The organism is Pseudoxanthomonas sp. GM95, from assembly GCF_900109775.1.
Taxonomy (GTDB): Bacteria; Pseudomonadota; Gammaproteobacteria; order Xanthomonadales; family Xanthomonadaceae; genus Pseudoxanthomonas_A.
On sequence record NZ_FOAX01000003.1, the window covers coordinates 158238 to 174314 of the forward strand.

The 16077-nt window shown below is 67.6% G+C and carries 10 protein-coding genes; 4 read left to right on the top strand and 6 right to left on the bottom strand.

Annotated features, from left to right (window positions below):
- Positions 1-43: 43 nt before the first annotated feature.
- Both BMZ17_RS15605 and BMZ17_RS15610 read right to left on the bottom strand, forming a co-directional pair.
- Complete coding sequence (locus BMZ17_RS15605) at positions 44-2335, bottom strand: NADP-dependent malic enzyme (RefSeq protein WP_093140362.1); 2292 nt, start codon at positions 2333-2335, stop codon at positions 44-46.
- Positions 2336-2539: 204 nt separating this feature from the next.
- Complete coding sequence (locus BMZ17_RS15610) at positions 2540-3862, bottom strand: dicarboxylate/amino acid:cation symporter (protein ID WP_093140366.1); 1323 nt, start codon at positions 3860-3862, stop codon at positions 2540-2542.
- 309 nt (positions 3863-4171) lie between these two features.
- Here BMZ17_RS15610 and BMZ17_RS15615 point away from each other — a divergent pair, with 309 nt between their 5' ends.
- Positions 4172-6811, top strand: a complete 2640-nt coding sequence (locus BMZ17_RS15615) for a hybrid sensor histidine kinase/response regulator (RefSeq protein WP_093140370.1) — start codon at positions 4172-4174, stop codon at positions 6809-6811.
- A gap of 103 nt (positions 6812-6914) precedes the next feature.
- Here BMZ17_RS15615 and BMZ17_RS15620 read toward each other — a convergent pair whose 3' ends face one another.
- Positions 6915-7574 carry a LuxR C-terminal-related transcriptional regulator gene (locus BMZ17_RS15620; protein WP_093140373.1) on the bottom strand — a complete coding sequence of 220 codons (660 nt, stop codon included), beginning with the start codon at positions 7572-7574 and terminating at the stop codon, positions 6915-6917.
- 370 nt (positions 7575-7944) lie between these two features.
- Here BMZ17_RS15620 and BMZ17_RS15625 point away from each other — a divergent pair, with 370 nt between their 5' ends.
- Entirely contained in the window at positions 7945-10053 is a 2109-nt protein-coding gene (locus BMZ17_RS15625; RefSeq protein ID WP_093140377.1) for a phosphoglycerol transferase I, read from the top strand.
- Between the two features lie 126 nt (positions 10054-10179).
- Here BMZ17_RS15625 and BMZ17_RS15630 read toward each other — a convergent pair whose 3' ends face one another.
- Genes BMZ17_RS15630 through BMZ17_RS15640 form a run of 3 tightly spaced genes read right to left on the bottom strand, consistent with a single transcriptional unit; the run spans position 10180 to position 13311 of the window.
- Complete coding sequence (locus tag BMZ17_RS15630; RefSeq protein ID WP_093140380.1) at positions 10180-11244, bottom strand: ABC transporter substrate-binding protein; 1065 nt, start codon at positions 11242-11244, stop codon at positions 10180-10182.
- A gap of 1 nt (position 11245) precedes the next feature.
- Positions 11246-12643 (bottom strand): sensor histidine kinase, encoded by a 1398-nt coding sequence (locus BMZ17_RS15635; protein ID WP_093140384.1) that lies wholly within the window; start codon positions 12641-12643, stop codon positions 11246-11248.
- A complete protein-coding gene (locus tag BMZ17_RS15640) occupies positions 12640-13311 on the bottom strand; it encodes a response regulator transcription factor (RefSeq protein ID WP_093140387.1) in 672 nt (223 codons plus the stop codon). The genes BMZ17_RS15635 and BMZ17_RS15640 overlap by 4 nt, the downstream gene beginning before the upstream one ends.
- A 160-nt stretch (positions 13312-13471) precedes the next feature.
- On the opposite strand from BMZ17_RS15640, the gene BMZ17_RS15645 reads away from it, so the two are divergent.
- Together BMZ17_RS15645 and BMZ17_RS15650 are read left to right on the top strand one after the other, a co-directional pair.
- A complete protein-coding gene (locus BMZ17_RS15645; RefSeq protein ID WP_093140390.1) occupies positions 13472-14692 on the top strand; it encodes an OprO/OprP family phosphate-selective porin in 1221 nt (406 codons plus the stop codon).
- Between the two features lie 49 nt (positions 14693-14741).
- Positions 14742-16076, top strand: a complete 1335-nt coding sequence (locus BMZ17_RS15650; protein ID WP_093140393.1) for a CitMHS family transporter — start codon at positions 14742-14744, stop codon at positions 16074-16076.
- The last annotated feature ends 1 nt before the right edge of the window (position 16077 follow it).

Below are 16077 nucleotides of genomic sequence, written 5' to 3' on the forward strand. Positions count from 1 at the left end.
CGGGCCTTTCTCGTGACACAGGAAACAAGCGGACGCCTTAGCCTCAGCCTTCGCTCTTCTCCGCCAGCTGCCCGCGGATCTGTGCGTCGACGGCGGCAATGGCGGTCATGTTGAGCACGCGGCGCGGGGTGGCGCTGCTGGTGAGGATATGCACCGGCTTGGAGACGCCCATCAGGATCGGACCGATTGCCACGCCGTCGGTGAACACGCGCACCAGGTTGTAGGCGATGTTGGCCGCTTCCAGGTTGGGCAGCACGAACAGGTTCGCGCGGCCCTTGAGCGTGCTGTTGGGCATGATCTGCCTGCGCAGCGCCTCGTCCCACGCGGTGTCGCCCTGCATTTCGCCATCGACGTTGAGGTCGGGCTTGCGCTGCAGCAGCAGCTCGCGCACGCGGCGCATCTTCAGCGCGTCCTTGGAATCATGGCTGCCGAAGTTGGAATGCGACAGCAGCGCGATCTTCGGCTCGATGCCGAACAGCTTCAGGCGATACGCCGCCTGCAGCGTGGCCTCGGCGATCTGCTCGGCGCTGGGGTCTTCGTGCACGTGGGTGTCGACGAAGAAGAACGCGCCCTGCTGGTTGATCACGCCGGTCATGGCCGAGGTCGAGCTGACCTTGGGTTCCAGTGGGATCACGCTGCGCGCATAGCCCAGCTTCTTGTGGAAGCGGCCGACGATGCCGGTCAGCATCGCGTCGGCTTCGCCACGCGCAACCATCACCGCGGCGATCAGGGTCGGACGCGAGCGCATCAGCTCCTTGGCCGCGGCCACGGTGACGCCCTTGCGCTCGGTCAGCGCGTGGTAGGTCTGCCAGTACTCGTTGAAACGCGGGTCGTCATGGATGTTGGTGACTTCGTAGTGCTCGCCGGCGGTCAGGCGCAGGCCCATGCGCGCGATGCGCTGCTCGATCACGTCCGGGCGGCCGATCAGGATCGGGAAGGCCACGCCTTCGTCGACCACGGTCTGCACCGCGCGCAGCACCACTTCTTCCTCGCCTTCGGCATAGACCACGCGCTTGCGGTCCTTGCGCGCCTGGTCGTAGACCGGCTTCATCATCAGGCTGGTGCGGTAGACGAACTGGCTCAGCGTCTCGCGGTACGCCTCCATGTCCTCGATCGGGCGCTCGGCGATGCCCGAGTCCATCGCCGCCTGGGCCACGGCCGAGGACAGCTCCACCAGCAGGCGTGGGTCGAGCGGACGCGGGATCAAGTATTCCGGGCCGAAGCTCGGGGTCTCGCCGCCGTAAGCCGCTCCCAGATCCGAGGCTTCACGACGCGCAAGCGCGGCGATCGCCTTGACGCAGGCGACCTTCATCGCCTCGTTGATGCCGGTGGCGCCGCAGTCCAGCGCGCCGCGGAACAGGTAGGGGAAGCACAGGACGTTGTTGATCTGGTTGGCGTAGTCCGAGCGCCCCGTGCCGATGATCGCGTCCGCGCGTGCGGCCTTGGCGTCCTCGGGCATGATTTCCGGGTTCGGGTTCGCCAGGGCGAAGATGATCGGCTGGGCCGCCATCGACTTGACCATCTCGGAGGTCAGGATGCCCGGGGCCGACAGGCCCAGGAAGATGTCCGCGCCTTCGACGATTTCAGCCAGCGTGCGCTTGTCGGTATCGCGCGCGTAGCGCTGCTTGTCCGGGTCAAGATCGGTACGGCCGGTGTGGATCACGCCGTCGCGGTCCAAAGCCAGGATGTTCTCGGGCTTCAGGCCCAGCGAGACCAGCATGTTGACGCAGGAGATGCCCGCCGCGCCCATGCCGGTGGTGGCCAGCTTGACGTCCTCGATCTTCTTGCCGGTGACGAGCATCGCGTTGATGACCGCCGCGCCGACGATGATCGCGGTGCCGTGCTGGTCGTCATGGAACACCGGGATGTTCATCTTCTCGCGCAACGCGCGTTCGACGATGAAACACTCCGGCGCCTTGATGTCCTCCAGGTTGATGCCGCCGAAGGACGGCTCCAGCGAGGCGATGATCTCGACCAGCTTGTGCGGGTCCTTCTCGTTGATCTCGATGTCGAACACATCGATACCGGCGAACTTCTGGAACAGCACGCCCTTGCCTTCCATCACCGGCTTGGAGGCCAGCGGGCCGATGTCGCCCAGGCCCAGCACCGCGGTGCCGTTGGTGATCACCGCCACCAGGTTGCCGCGCGCGGTGTACTTGCTGGCGGCCTTGGGATCGGCGGCGATTTCCTCGCACGCATAGGCCACGCCCGGCGAATACGCCAGGGCCAGGTCGCGCTGGGTGATCATCGGCTTGGTCGCGGTGACCTTGATCTTTCCCGGCGGATGCTGGCTGTGGTAGTCCAGGGCGGCTTGTTTGAATTCTTCTTTGGACATCGGCGTCTTGGGCGTCTTGGGAAGCAGGCGAGGGACCGGATTCTAACGCCGCGTTCCTGACCGGGCCGGCAGCAGGCCTGCGTTCCTCCCATCCAGCGGGAGGCGGTCATCAGGGGCATCACTCCATGCGCGATGCGCATGGCCGGGAGTGAAAGAGGCCGGGCTGTTGGGCCCGGCCTCGTCGTTCAGTGGCGTGGCCGTGGATCAGGCCGGATTGGGCAGGCGGTCCGGATCTTCGACCAGCTTGCCGTCCAGCGCGGCGTTGAGCTTGTCGCGGTCCAGCGCGTTCTCCCAGCGCGAGACCACGATGGTGGCCACGGCATTGCCGGTGAAGTTGGTCAGCGAGCGGCACTCGGACATGAAGCGGTCCACGCCCAGGATCAGCGCCATGCCGGCGACCGGCACTTCCGGCACCACCGACAGCGTGGCGGCCAGGGTGATGAAGCCCGCGCCGGTGACGCCGGCGGCGCCCTTGGAGCTGAGCATCGCCACCAGCAGCAGCGTGATCTGGTGGCCCAGGGTCAGCTCGGTGTTGGTCGCCTGGGCGATGAACAGCGCCGCCAGGGTCATGTAGATGTTGGTGCCGTCCAGGTTGAACGAGTAGCCGGTCGGCACGACCAGGCCCACCACCGACTTCTTGCAGCCGGCCTGCTCCATCTTCTCCATCAGCGAGGGCAGCGCCGACTCGGACGAGGAGGTGCCCAGCACCAGCAGCAGCTCGGCCTTCAGGTAGCGGATCAGCTTGAGGATCGAGAACCCGCACAGGCGCGCCACGATGCCCAGGATCACCAGCACGAACAGCAGCGAGGTGAGGTAGAAGCTGCCCACCAGCCAGGCCAGGTTGGTCAGCACTTCCAGGCCGTATTTGCCGATGGTGAAGGCGATCGCACCGAAGGCACCGATCGGGGCGGCCTTCATCAGGATGTGGACCAGGCGGAACACCGGGGTGACCAGCGCGTTGAGGAAGTCCACGACCGGCTTGCCGCGCTCACCCACCATCGCCAGCGCGATGCCGAACAGCACCGCCACGAACAGCACCTGCAGGATGTTGTCGCCCACGAACGGGCTGATCAACGTCTTAGGGATGATGTCCATCAGGAAGCCGGTGACGGTCATGTCGTGCGTCTTGGACACGTACTCGTCGACCTTGCTGTGGTCCAGGTCGGCCACGTTGACGTTCATGCCCGCGCCGGGCTGCACGACGTGCGCCACCACCATGCCGACCACCAGGGCCAGCGTGGAGAAGAACAGGAAGTAGATCATCGCCTTGCCGAACACCCGGCCCACGCTCTTGAGCTGGGTCATGCCGGCGATGCCGGTGACGATGGTCAGGAAGATCACCGGGCCGATGATCATCTTCACCAGCTTGACGAACGCATCGCCCAGCGGCTTGAGCGATTCGCCCAGCTTGGGGTCGAAGTAGCCGACCAGCACGCCGATGACGATGGCCACGATCACCTGGAAGTACAGGTGCCGGTAGAACGGAAGCGGTTTGGCGGGCGACAGGCCCGAACTGGGAACGTGCATCTTCGGTGGACTCCCTGGTGATCTGGACGCAGGCGCAGGCGGGACAGCCTTCCCTACGGAACGTGGCGCAAAGTAGCCCCTGGGCCGGCCAACGCCGATAGCACATTGGTACTAGGGCGTTGCCGGGGCGTGACGATGGCGCCCTTCCCACTTCGCGGGACCGCGCCGCTGGGGGAGCCGCTTCAGCGGCGTGAGGCTCGACCGGGAAGGTCTCATCGCCGCTGAAGCGGCTCCCACAAGGACGTTGCTGGCCGCGCGAGCCGGGTATGCGACCATGCCGCGCCCGTCCCCTCGCCTTCGCTCGCGCGCATGTCTCCCCGCCTGATCCGCATTGCCGGCTGGTCGCTGCTGGCGGCCCTGATCACCATCACCGCCATCACCGGCGGCGTGCTCGCGCGCAACGCGACCCTGGCCAATGAGCAGCGGGCGCTGGAAGACCAGCTGCACCTGCGCGCGCAGTCGCTGCAGCGCCTGGTCGAGCGTTACCGCGTGCTGCCCACCGTGCTGGCGCTGGACCCGGAACTGCGCGCGGCCCTGCAGCGCGACCCGGCCGGCCTGGATGTCGATGCGCTCAACCACAAGCTGGTGGTCGCCAACGGCGCCACCCATGTCTCCACGCTGACCCTGATCGACCACAACGGGCTGGCCATCGCGGCCAGCAACTGGGACGAGCCAGCCAGCAATGTCGGCCAGAACTACGCCTTCCGCCCGTATTTCCGCGATGCGATGCGCGATGGCTCGGCCACCTTCTACGCTATCGGCGTGACCACCAACGTGGCCGGGTATTTCATCTCCGAAGCCATTCGCGACGCGCAGGGCCGCAAGCTGGGCGTGGTGGTGGTCAAGATCACCCTGGACACGCTGCAGACCGAATGGCGCGAGAGCCGCGACCTGCTGCTGCTCAGCGACGTACATGACATCGTGTTCCTGGCCAGCGCACCGCACTGGCGCTACAGCGAACTGCGCCCACTGACCGCGCGCGACGAGCAGGACCTGCGCGACACGCGCCAGTACGCCGGCCAGGCGCTGCATCTGGCGCGCATGCAGGCCGTCGATACGCTCGACGATGGCGATCGGCGCGTGCAGCTGCGCAACCCCAGCGCGCGTGGCCTGTGGCTGTGGAAATCGCTGCCGCTGAGCGAGCCGCACTGGACCCTGCACGCGCTGCGCCGCGATCGCAGCACCGCCGCCGGCTGGAGCGCGGCTGCGGTGGTGGTGGCGTGTTGGCTGCCGGTGATCCTGCTGGGTCTGTTCGTGCGCCAGCGCACGCGCCTGGCCGAACACCGCCGCCGCAGCCGCGAGGAACTCGAGCGCATGGTCGCCCACCATGCCGAGGCTTTGCGCTCGGCGCAGGACGGCCTGGTGGATGCCGCGCGCGCGGCCGCCTCAGGCCAGGGATCCAGCCTGGAGCACCTGCCGCAAGGCGTGAGCGTGGTCGATGCGCAGCTGCGCCTGGTGGCGTGGAATGCGCGCTACCAGGAGATGTTCCAGTTCCCCAACGACCTGATGCAGGTCGGCCGGCCGATCGAGGATTTCTTCCGTCACAACGCGCGCAAGGGCTGGCTCGGCCCGGGCCAGGTGGAAGAAGCGATCCAGCGCCGCCTGGACCACCTGCGCAGCGGCGGCGCGCACATGCACGAGCGCGAGCTGCCCAACGGCACCGTGCTGGAGATCCGCGGGAACCCGATGCCCGATGGCGGCTTCGTCACCAGCTTCGCCGACATCACCACCTACGTTGCTGCCGCGCGCGACCTGCGCACGCTGGCCAGCACGCTGGAGCGGCGTGTGGAAGACAGCACCGCCGATCTGCGCGCGGCCACCGTGCGCGCGGAGAACGCCAACCGCTACAAGGCGCGCTTCGTCGCCGCCGCCGTGCACGACCTGCTGCAGCCGCTCAACGCCGCGCGCATGTTCCTGGGCGTGCTGCGCGGCAAACTGGATGACGGCGAGACCCGTGATCTGATGCAGCGTGCGCAGACCGCGCTGTCGGCGCAGGACGACCTGCTGGCCAGCATGCTGGAGGTCTCGCGCCTGGAGGCCGGCGTGCTGCAGCCGCGTATCGAGGACATCGCGCTGGGGCCGCTGTTGAATGAACTGGCCGCGCAGTTCGGCATCCTTGCCCAGGCGCAGGGCCTGACGCTGACCGCGGTGCCGACCCGCACCCGGGTGCATACCGATCCGGGCCTGCTGCGCCGGGTGCTGCAGAACTTCCTCTCCAACGCGCTGCACAACACGCCGCGCGGACGCGTCCTGCTCGGCTGCCGGCGCGTGTCGGGCGCAGTGCGCGTGGAGGTCTGGGATACCGGCGTGGGCATTCCGGAAAACAAGCGCGGCGCGATCTTCGAGGAGTTCGAGCGGCTGGATAACGGCATCCGCCACGATCGTCGTAGTGCCGGACTAGGGCTGTCGATCGTCGAGCGCACCGCGCGCCTGCTGGAGCATCCGCTGGACCTGCGCTCGTGGCCGGGGCGCGGCAGCGTGTTCTCGATCACCGTGCCGCTGGCGACCGAGACCGCGCCCTCCGCTCCCGTGGTCGCGACAGCGCCTGCCACCGCCGCGCCGTTGCCGCTACAGGGCACGCAGGTCTGGTGCGTGGACGACGATGCGGCCACGCGCGAGGCGATGACGGTCTTGCTGGGCAGCTGGGGCTGCAGCGTGCAGGTGGCCCACGACGTGGCCAGCCTGACCGCGCTGGCTGAACAGCCCGCGCCGGATCTGGTGCTGCTGGACCTGCAGCTGGGCCAGGAACACGGCCCCAGCCTGCTCGAACGCCTGACCACGCACTGGACCCAGCCACCGCCGGTGGTGGTGATCTCCGGCCAGGCCGATCGCGCCACGCGCGAACAGGCCGCGGAAGCCGGCTACGGCTTCCTCGCCAAACCGGTCGCGCCGGCCGCGTTGCGCGCGGTGGTGACCCAGCGCCTGATGGCGACGGGCCGCTTGAACTAGCGGGCTTTTTGGACGCTGCACTTGTGGGGCTGATTCAGCAGCGATGGGCCTTCATCGGGAACGCTTCATCGCGGTCGAAGCAGCTCCCACAACACCACCGCCATCAAGGCAACGCGTCATCCGACGCCGGCACGTCATCCAGCTCCAGCGAACGCACCATCACCGCGGCCTGCGTGCGCGAGCGACAGTTGAGCTTGGACAGTACCGCGCCGACGTGGATCTTGACCGTATTCTCGGCCAGGCCCAGTGCGGCGGCGATCTGCTTGTTGAGCAGGCCTTCGGCCAGCAGCATCAGCACGCGGAACTGCTGCGGGGTGAGCTGGGCGAAACGCGCGGCTAGCTGCGCGTCTTCTTCCGAACGCGCGGCGGTCAACGGCGGGAACCAGGTGCCGCCGGCCAGTACCGTCTCCACCGCCTCGCCGATCGCATCGACCTGCGAGGATTTTGGAATGAAGCCGGCCGCGCCGAACTGCTGCGCGCGGCGGATCACGCGCGGATCGTCGTTGGAAGAAATCACCACCACCGGCAGGTCCGGGCGCTCGCCGCGCAGCAGGGCCAGCGCCGACAGGCCGCGCGCGCCAGGCATGGCCAGATCCAGCAGCACCAAGGCCACCTCCGGGTGTGCCTCCAGGGCCGCGCCCAGGGTCGAGACGCTGGACGCTTCGGCCGCCACGACGCCGGGAAACCGCGTGCTCAGCGCATGCAGCACCGCGGCACGGAACAGCGGGTGGTCATCGGCGACAAGGAGGGTGGGCGGCGTCATCGGCACAGTCTAGGACAGCCCGGGCGAAGCCGCCTCGCCGCCGCCCGGATGGCGGCCCTGTCAGGCGCGGGTTGCGCAAAGCGCGCGCAAATGTGGCGCTGGGTCACACCTTGCAATTTCGTCAATAACGCGTCAAAACAGCCGCCCTTTGCGAGGCACGTCGTGGCCATTTTTTCACCACGCCAGGCACCCCCAGACCAAGCGGGATCTGGCGAACACCCCGGCCGCGTCTTGTAAAAAACCCATAAAGCGCTTTTGTCCGAAACACGCGACACATCATGCGCTTGTCATGAAGTGTTCATGGAAAAGTTGTAGGCGAAAAACAGGTGTGGCTACTCTCGACCTTCCCCCACCACGGAAGTCGGGTTGCATGCACCAGTTGATGCTGACGGCCGCGTTGTTGGGGATGGTGGGCTTGCTGTTGGCGTCGGGCCGTTGGGCCTGGCTGAAAGCAGGCGTGCTGTCCTTGCTCGCAATGGCGCTGAGCAGCTGGTGGTTCATCGACCAGCTCAGTGGTGATGGCTTGAATGCCGCCACGCTCTACCACCTGAATGCCGGCATGGAAGGTGCTGGCGTGTCGGATTTCTCCGGCGATATCGCGGTCTACATCGCACTGCTGTTGATCTCGCTGCTGCCGCTGGCGCTGGGCCGGATCAAGCGCTTCCGCAAGGCGCCGCATGGGCGCACGGTGTTTGCGGGCTTCATGGCCACTGCCTTGGTGGCCGTGTTCGTCAGCCCGCTGTATCACGATGGGATGCGCCTGTATCGACAGACGCGCCCGGTCGATGGCAGCACGGTGGCCGCCGAATACCGCGTGCCGCGCGAGGAACTGCCGCGGCGCAAGAACATCGTGTGGATCTACGGCGAAAGCCTGGAGCGCACCTACTTCGACCAGAAGGCGTTTCCCGGCCTGATGCCGCACCTGACCAAGCTGGCGTCGCAAGGCCTGGATTTCCGCGGCGTCACCTCGGCCGATGGCGGTGGCTGGACCATCGCCGGCATGGTCTCCTCGCAGTGCGGCGTGCCGCTGACGGCCTCGCCCAGCGATGAGAATAGTTTCGGCCGCATGGCCAGCTTCCTGCCCGAGGCGCAGTGCATCGGCGACTACCTGCGCACGCAGGGCTATCGCAACGATTTCATCGGTGGCGCCGATGGTGCGTTTGCCGGCAAGGGCAGTTTCCTGGCCAGCCACGGCTATGACGACGTGCGCGACCTGGCGTGGTTCAAGCAGCAGGACATCGCGCCGGAGCACTTCTCCGCGTGGGGCGTGCACGACGATGTGATGCTGGACCAGGTGTGGGACCAGTTCCAGGCGCTGGCGCGCGATGGCCAGCCCTTCATGCTCAGCGCGCTCACGATGGACACGCACCATCCGGCCGGGCATCTGCCGGTGTCGTGCAAGGACGAGCATTACCAGGGCGGTGGCTTCGAGGATGTGGCACTGCTGAGCGCGCTGCAGTGTTCGGACCGGTTGATCTCCGAGCTGGTCGAAAAGATCCGCAACAGTCGCTGGGGCGACGACACGCTGATCGTGGTGTCATCCGATCACCTGGCCATGCCCAACGACCTGACCGATACGCTGAAGACGCTCCCGCGCGAGAATCTGCTGCTGATGCTCGGCAAGGGCATTGAACCGCGCCAGGTGAACGTGACGGCGGGCAGCACGCTGGATTCGGGCGCGACCCTGCTGTCGCTGCTGGACCCGAAGCTGCAGGCGATCGGCTTCGGCCGCTCGCTGCTGGAGAACAAGCCGTCCAACAGCGCCAGCGCCGCTTACGCGCGTAAGGATGGCGCGGACTATCCGCGTTACCTGGCCTATGCACGCGGCCTGTGGACCGGCCACGAAACGCGCACGCTGAAAGTGCATGACGACCGCATCGTGGTCGGCGTGCAGGAGGTGCGTCCGCCGGTGCTGCTGGACTACGACGCGCAGTGGAACCTCAAGAACATCACGCTGGAGGACACGCCGCGCCAGTTCCGCAAGGCCAGCCCGGAAAACACCTTGGCTTACGTGGATCGCTGCACCGCCTTCGACAACGATTCGCCCGACAGCGGCTGGTGCGTGCTGCTACTCAACAACGCGCGTGATGCGCGCCTGTATCGCAGCAGCGAGCTTGCACACGGCGTGCGCGTGGATGCGCCGCTGCAGCGCCTGGCGGGCGTGCGCCTGGAACCCAAGCAGCCGGTGATGGTGGGCTCTGCGTTGCGCCAGACCTCGCCCGGCCACTACCAGGTCTCGCTCAACACCAGCCATCGCCCCAGCCACGCGTTCTGGATCGAGGCGATGGACGCCGACGGCAAGGTGCTGGCCCAGCACTGGGCGCTGCCCGATCCGTCCGGCCACATCGAGATGCAGCTGGACCTGGACAAGGAAGTGGACGACATGCAGATCCGCGCCTGGCTGGGGTCGCCGGATGACATCTCGGTGGACAACGACGTGGCGCTGGTGAAGGCGCGGCGCCCGGCTGGGCGCTCGTGATTGCTCACGGCGCTCCTGAATCTTTGATGCTGTTGTGGGAGCTGCTTCAGCAGCGATGAGGCTTTAACGAGCAAGCTCCATCGCTGCTGAAGCAGCTCCCACACCATCCAATAAAGAATTTCGGCGCTACGGCGAAGGCGCGTTCGGCAACACCGTCGCACGCCAGGTTTCCAGGAACTGGCGCCGCTTCAAGGTATCCAGGTACACCATCAGGCCCGGCCCCAGCGTGATCGGGCGCACCGTGCGCTGCTGCGCGCCGGATTGCGCCTGCGGCAGGACCGGGCTCAGCCGTGCCTCGGTCGCCAGCACGCGCTGGCCGCGCGGCGAGAGCAGGTAATCGAGGAAGCTGCGCGCCTGTTCCGGATGCGCGGCCGCACGCGGGATCACCGCCGTGCGCAGCAGCACCAGGGTGTAGTCCTCGGGCTGGACGATGGCCAGCGGCGCACCAGCATCGATGCGGGCCTGCGCGTAGGAACCCAGCACGTTGTAGGCCAGCACCAGGTTGCCGCTGGTCACGCGATCCAGCAGCACGCCGGTGCGCTCTTCCAGCTGCACGTTGCTGCTGCCCAGCGCGGCCAGCAGCGCGGTGGAGACGCTGCCGGTTTCGTTGTCCTGGGTGGCCATCAGGTAGCCGACGCCGCTGCGCGCGATGTCGTAGGTGCCGACCTTGCCACGCAGCGGCGCGTCGGACGCGCGCAGCAGTTCCAGCAGCTGACGGCGCGTATGCGGCACGCGCTTGGCCGGCAACAATTTGGTGTTGTAGACGATGGCCACCGGCTCGTAGCTGATCGCGAACGCCTCGTGGCGCCACTGCGCCCAGGACGGCAGCGCCTCGGTCTGCGGTGAGCGATGGGCCAGCGCGTTGCCGTCGTTCACCAGCTTGATCTGCAGGTCCATGCTGGCGCTGATCAGCAGGTCGGCGCGCTCGCTGTGCGCCGGCGGATGCACGTAGCGCTCGTACATGTCCCAGGCGATCACGTCTTCGTAGATCACCTCGGTGTCCGGGTGCAGGCGCTGGTAGTCGCCGATCACCGTGGCGAACACCTCGCTGTCGGTCGAGCCCTGGATGCGCAGGTGCGCGGTGGCCTTGCCCGACAGCGCGGGGAAGCGCTGCACGTCGCCGGGATTGGCGGTGGCCGTGGCGCACCAGCCCAGCAGCAGGCCGGCGATCAGGCGTGGCAGTGCCCGCATCTCACACACTCCGGGGAAAATGCAGGGTCACGATCAGCCCCCCGCTGGGACGATTGGACAGGTCGATCGACGCGCCGTGGCTGTCGGCCACACGCTTGACGATGGCCAGGCCCAGCCCGGCCCCGCCCTGCGGCGCGGACTGGCCGCGCGCGAACCGTTCGAACACGGTGTTGGCCTCGGCTGCGGCAATGCCCGGGCCGTGATCGGCGATGGTCAGCAGGCAGTGCGTGTCATCGACCGTCAGCGCGACCTGCAGCGGGCCGTCGGCGCCGCCATGCTTGAGCGCGTTGTCGATCAGGTTCTTGATCGCCTCGCGCAGCAGCAGGGCGTCGCCATGCACGTGCGCAGGTTCGGCGCACACGGCCAGGTGCACGCGCGGCTGCGGCTCGATCGCCGGCACCGCATCGTGCAGGGCGTGGTGCAGCACTTCGGCCAGGTCCACGCGCTCGAAGTGCTGCAGGTTGGCCCGGTGCAGCACGCTGGCGTCGCTGAGCAGCTGGTTGAGCAGGCGGCTCATGTGGCTGGCGTTGCGCTCGACCGCGACCAGGCTGCGGCGCATGTCGGCCGGGTCTTCTTCATCGAGCCCCAGCTGCGCCTGCGCGCGCAGCGCGGCCAGCGGCGTGCGCATCTGGTGCGCGGCCTCGGCCATGAACGCGCGCAGGCTCTCGTTGCTGGTCTGCAGGCGTTCCATGAAGCGGTTGAGCGCGGCCACCATCTGCGCCATCTCCTGTGGCGTGCCGTCGCTCAACGGACGCAGGTCGGACGGCTCGCGCCGCGACAGGTCACGCTCGACCCGCGCCAGCGGGCGCAGCGCGCGATGCACGCCCAGCCACACCAGCAGCGCGCTCAGCACCGACAGCAGGGCCAGGCCGGTGAGCGCACGCAGCACCAGGTCGCCAGCCAGCGCATCGCGTGCGCGCCGGGTCTGGCCGACTTCCACCAGCACCTGCGCCTGGCCCGATGGCGTGGAGATGCGCCGGGTGACCACGGCAAAGCGCACGGTCTCGGCGCTGTAGGTCGCGTCGAACAGCGCCGGCTTGCCTTCTTGGGGCGCGCGGCGCGGCGCGGGCAGGTCGCCGTAACCGGTGATCGTGCGGCCCTGGCCATCGGAGACGCGATAGAACACGCGGTCTTCCGGCGCCATCGACAGCAGGTCGATCGCCGCATACGGCAGGTCCACCTGCCACTCGCCATCGGCCAGCGCGACGCTGCCCAGGATCGACAGCGCTGAAGACACCAGCAGATGGTCGTAGGAGCGATTGGCCGCGCGATCGCCGTACGCGCGCGCGGTGAAGAACAGCACGCAGATCGCCAGCATCGACAGCCCGCCCAGGTACAGCAGCAGCGTGCGCCGCAGCGAAGGCGCGCGCGTTGGCGAGGGCGTGGCCACGGCGTTCATTCGAGCGCGCTTTCGGCCTTGTAGCCGACCCCGCGCACGGTGCTGATGCGCAGCGGCGATTCGCCGAGCTTCTTGCGCAGGCGGCCGATGTACAGCTCGATCGCATTGGGGCCGGCTTCGTCGTCGAAGCCGAACAGGCCCTTGGCAATCTCGTCCTTGCTCACCACCTGGTCCAGCTTGCCCAGCAGGATCTCCAGCAGGCGGAACTCGCGGTTGGGCAATTCGATCGGCGCACCGTCGACCTGCACCGTGTGCGCAGCGCTGTCGAACACCAGCGTGCCGACCTGGATCGCCGCGCTCGCCTGGCCGCGGCTGCGCCGCAACAGCACCCGGCAGCGCGCCTCGAATTCGCGGAAGTCAAAAGGTTTCGCCAAGTAGTCGTCGGCGCCTACATCGAGCGCGTGCACGCGATCCTCGATGCCGTCGCGCGCGGTCAGCATCAGCACCGGCGTGGCATCGCCGCGATCGCGCAGGTCGCCCAGCAGCGACAGGCCGTCCAGGCGCGGCAGGCCGATGTCCAGCACCACCAGGTCAAAGCTCTGGTAGCGCAGCACGCTGGCCGCGCCCAGGCCGTCGTGCTGCCAGTCCACGGCGTGGCCGCTGCGACGCATGCGCCGCACGATGGCATCGGCCAGGTCCACGTTGTCTTCCACCAGCAGGATGCGCATCGGGCACGTCGTCAGGGGCGCAAGGCGCCGCAGCATTCCACCTGCGGCGCGCCACGTCCATCCCACCAATGACGCGGTGCAGCGACAGGTCGATGACAGCTTCCAGCGCCTAGGCTCGCTCCCACTTCGCACGCCGCACCTGGCGTTGCCGACGCCACACATGCACCTGGGAGGGTCTGTGCACCATCAACTTCTGAAGCCCTGCGGCCTGGCCGCCGTCTGCCTGTCGCTGTGCCTGTCCGTCCCCGCGTTCGCCGCCGATGGCGAGGATGACGGTCCTGTCACCGCAGTGCTGGGCGGTCGTGTGAACTGGGACTTCGCCAGCTTCAACAACGACGATCGCGGCACGCCCAACGACGACGACACCCGTTTCCGCCGCATCTGGCTGGACGTGTCGGGCAAGTTCTACGGCTTCGAATACAAGGCCGAGATCGACCTGGCCGGCCTGCAGGACGAACCTGGCAGCGCAGGCATCGCCGCGCGCGATGTCTACATCACCAAGGCCTTCGACAGCGGCATCCTGACGGTGGGCCAGTTCAAGCAGTACTTCAGCCTGGACGACCGCACCAGTTCCAACTACGGGCAGTTCCTGGAGCGCGGCTACGGCGCCAGCAACCTGGCCTCGACCTACCGCAAGGGCGTGTCCTGGCAGGCCGTGCTGCCGCATGGCACGTGGGCGGCCAGCGCCTACAGTCTGGAAACCATCGACAACAGCCGCTCCAAGGGCAAGGCGATCGGCGGCCGCGGCACCTGGCTGCCGCTGGACCAGGGCACGTCGCTACGCCACCTGGGCCTGTCGCTGGCGCACGAAGCCTTCGACCATCCCGGCACCGATGGCGCGGCCACGCTGCGCGTGCAGCCGGGCCCGGAGAACGACCTGGCGGTCAACAGCGAGGTCACCCTCGCCCGCTTCAACGCCGGCCGCGATACCGACGTGGACAAGTGGGCGGTGGAATACGCCGAAGTGCGCGGCCCGTGGTCGTGGCAGGGCGAGTTCATCGGCGGGGTCTATGACGATGGCGCGCAGCGCGCGACGGTGACCTCCACCTACGGCTTCGTCAGCTGGTTCGCCACCGGCGAGAGCCGCAGCTACGACCGCAAGACCGGGCGCTTCGGCCGCATCAAAAGCATCAACCACAAAGCCGGCGCGCTGGAACTGGCGCTGCGCTACGACCGCATGGACGGCGAGCAGCACCTGATCGGCGGCGCCGACACCATCGACGCCTCCACCGAGGCCTGGACGCTGGGCGCCAACTGGTACCTCACGCCCAACCTGCGGCTGATGGTGAACCTGATCGACAGCCGCAACCGCGACCAGCGCACCGCCACCACGCTCGACCACACCCGCGCCATCACCGGGCGCTTCCAGTACGACTTCTAACCCGTCCGCGCCGCGCGAGCGGCGCTCCACGCAACACGAGGAAATACCGATGCTGACCGCGCTGGGCTTCGGAATGGTCATCACCTTCATGTACCTGATCATGTCCAAGCGGCTCTCGCCGCTGGTGGCCCTGATCACGGTGCCGATCGTCTTCGCCCTGCTGGGCGGCTTCGGCACCGGCATCAACGAGATGATGCTGGAGGGCATCAAGAAGATCGCGCCGACCGGCGTGATGCTGATGTTCGCCATCCTCTACTTCGGCGTGATGATCGACGCGGGCCTGTTCGATCCGCTGGTGCGCCACATCCTGCGCCTGGTGAAGGGCGATCCGCTCAAGATCGTGGTCGGCACCGCGGCGCTGGCGATGCTGATCTCGCTCGATGGCGACGGCTCGACCACCTACATGATCACCGCCTCTGCGATGCTGCCGCTGTACCGGCGGTTGGGCATGAACGCGCTCAACATGACCTGCGTGACCATCCTGGCCGGCGGCGTGATGAACCTGACGCCGTGGGGCGGCCCGACCGCGCGTGCGGCCACCGCGCTGCACGTGGACCCGGCCGACATCTTCGTGCCGCTGATCCCGACCATGCTGCTGGCGCTGGCCACGATCATCGCCCTGGCCTGGTGGCTGGGCCTGTCCGAGCGCAAGCGCCTGGGCACGATCACCCTGCCCGGCGACAAGGACTGGATGGACGCCTCGGTCGCCGATGACGGTAGCGACGCGCTGCCCACCGTCGAGGACGTGGAAGACATCAAGCGGCCCAAGCTGCTGTGGGTGAACTTCGCGCTGACCACGGTGCTGATGGCCGCGCTGGTGATCGGCGTGCTGCCGATGCCGGTGCTCTTCATGATCGGCTTCGCCATCGCGCTGATGATCAACTACCCCAACCTGGCCGAGCAGCGCCGCCGCCTGGTCAACCACGCCGGCAACGTGCTGTCGGTGGTCTCGCTGATCTTCGCCGCAGGCATCTTCACCGGCATCCTGTCCAACACCGGCATGGTCGAGGCGATGTCGCGCAGCTTCCTGGCCGTGATTCCCGATGCCTGGGGCCCGTACCTGGCAGTGATCACCGCGCTGGCCAGCATGCCCTTCACCTTCTTCATGTCCAACGACGCCTTCTACTTCGGCGTGCTGCCGATCCTGTCGCAGGCCGCGGCCGAATACGGCATCACCCCGGTGGAAATGGCGCGCGCCTCGCTGGCCGGCCAGCCGGTGCATCTGCTCAGCCCGCTGGTGCCCTCGACCTACCTGCTGGTGGGGCTGGCCAAGGTGGATTTCGCCGACCACCAGAAGTTCACCCTGAAGTGGGCCGTGCTGGTATCGCTGGTGCTGATGGCCGGCGGCCTGCTGTTCTCGCTGTTCCCGCTTGTCGCGGGCTGAT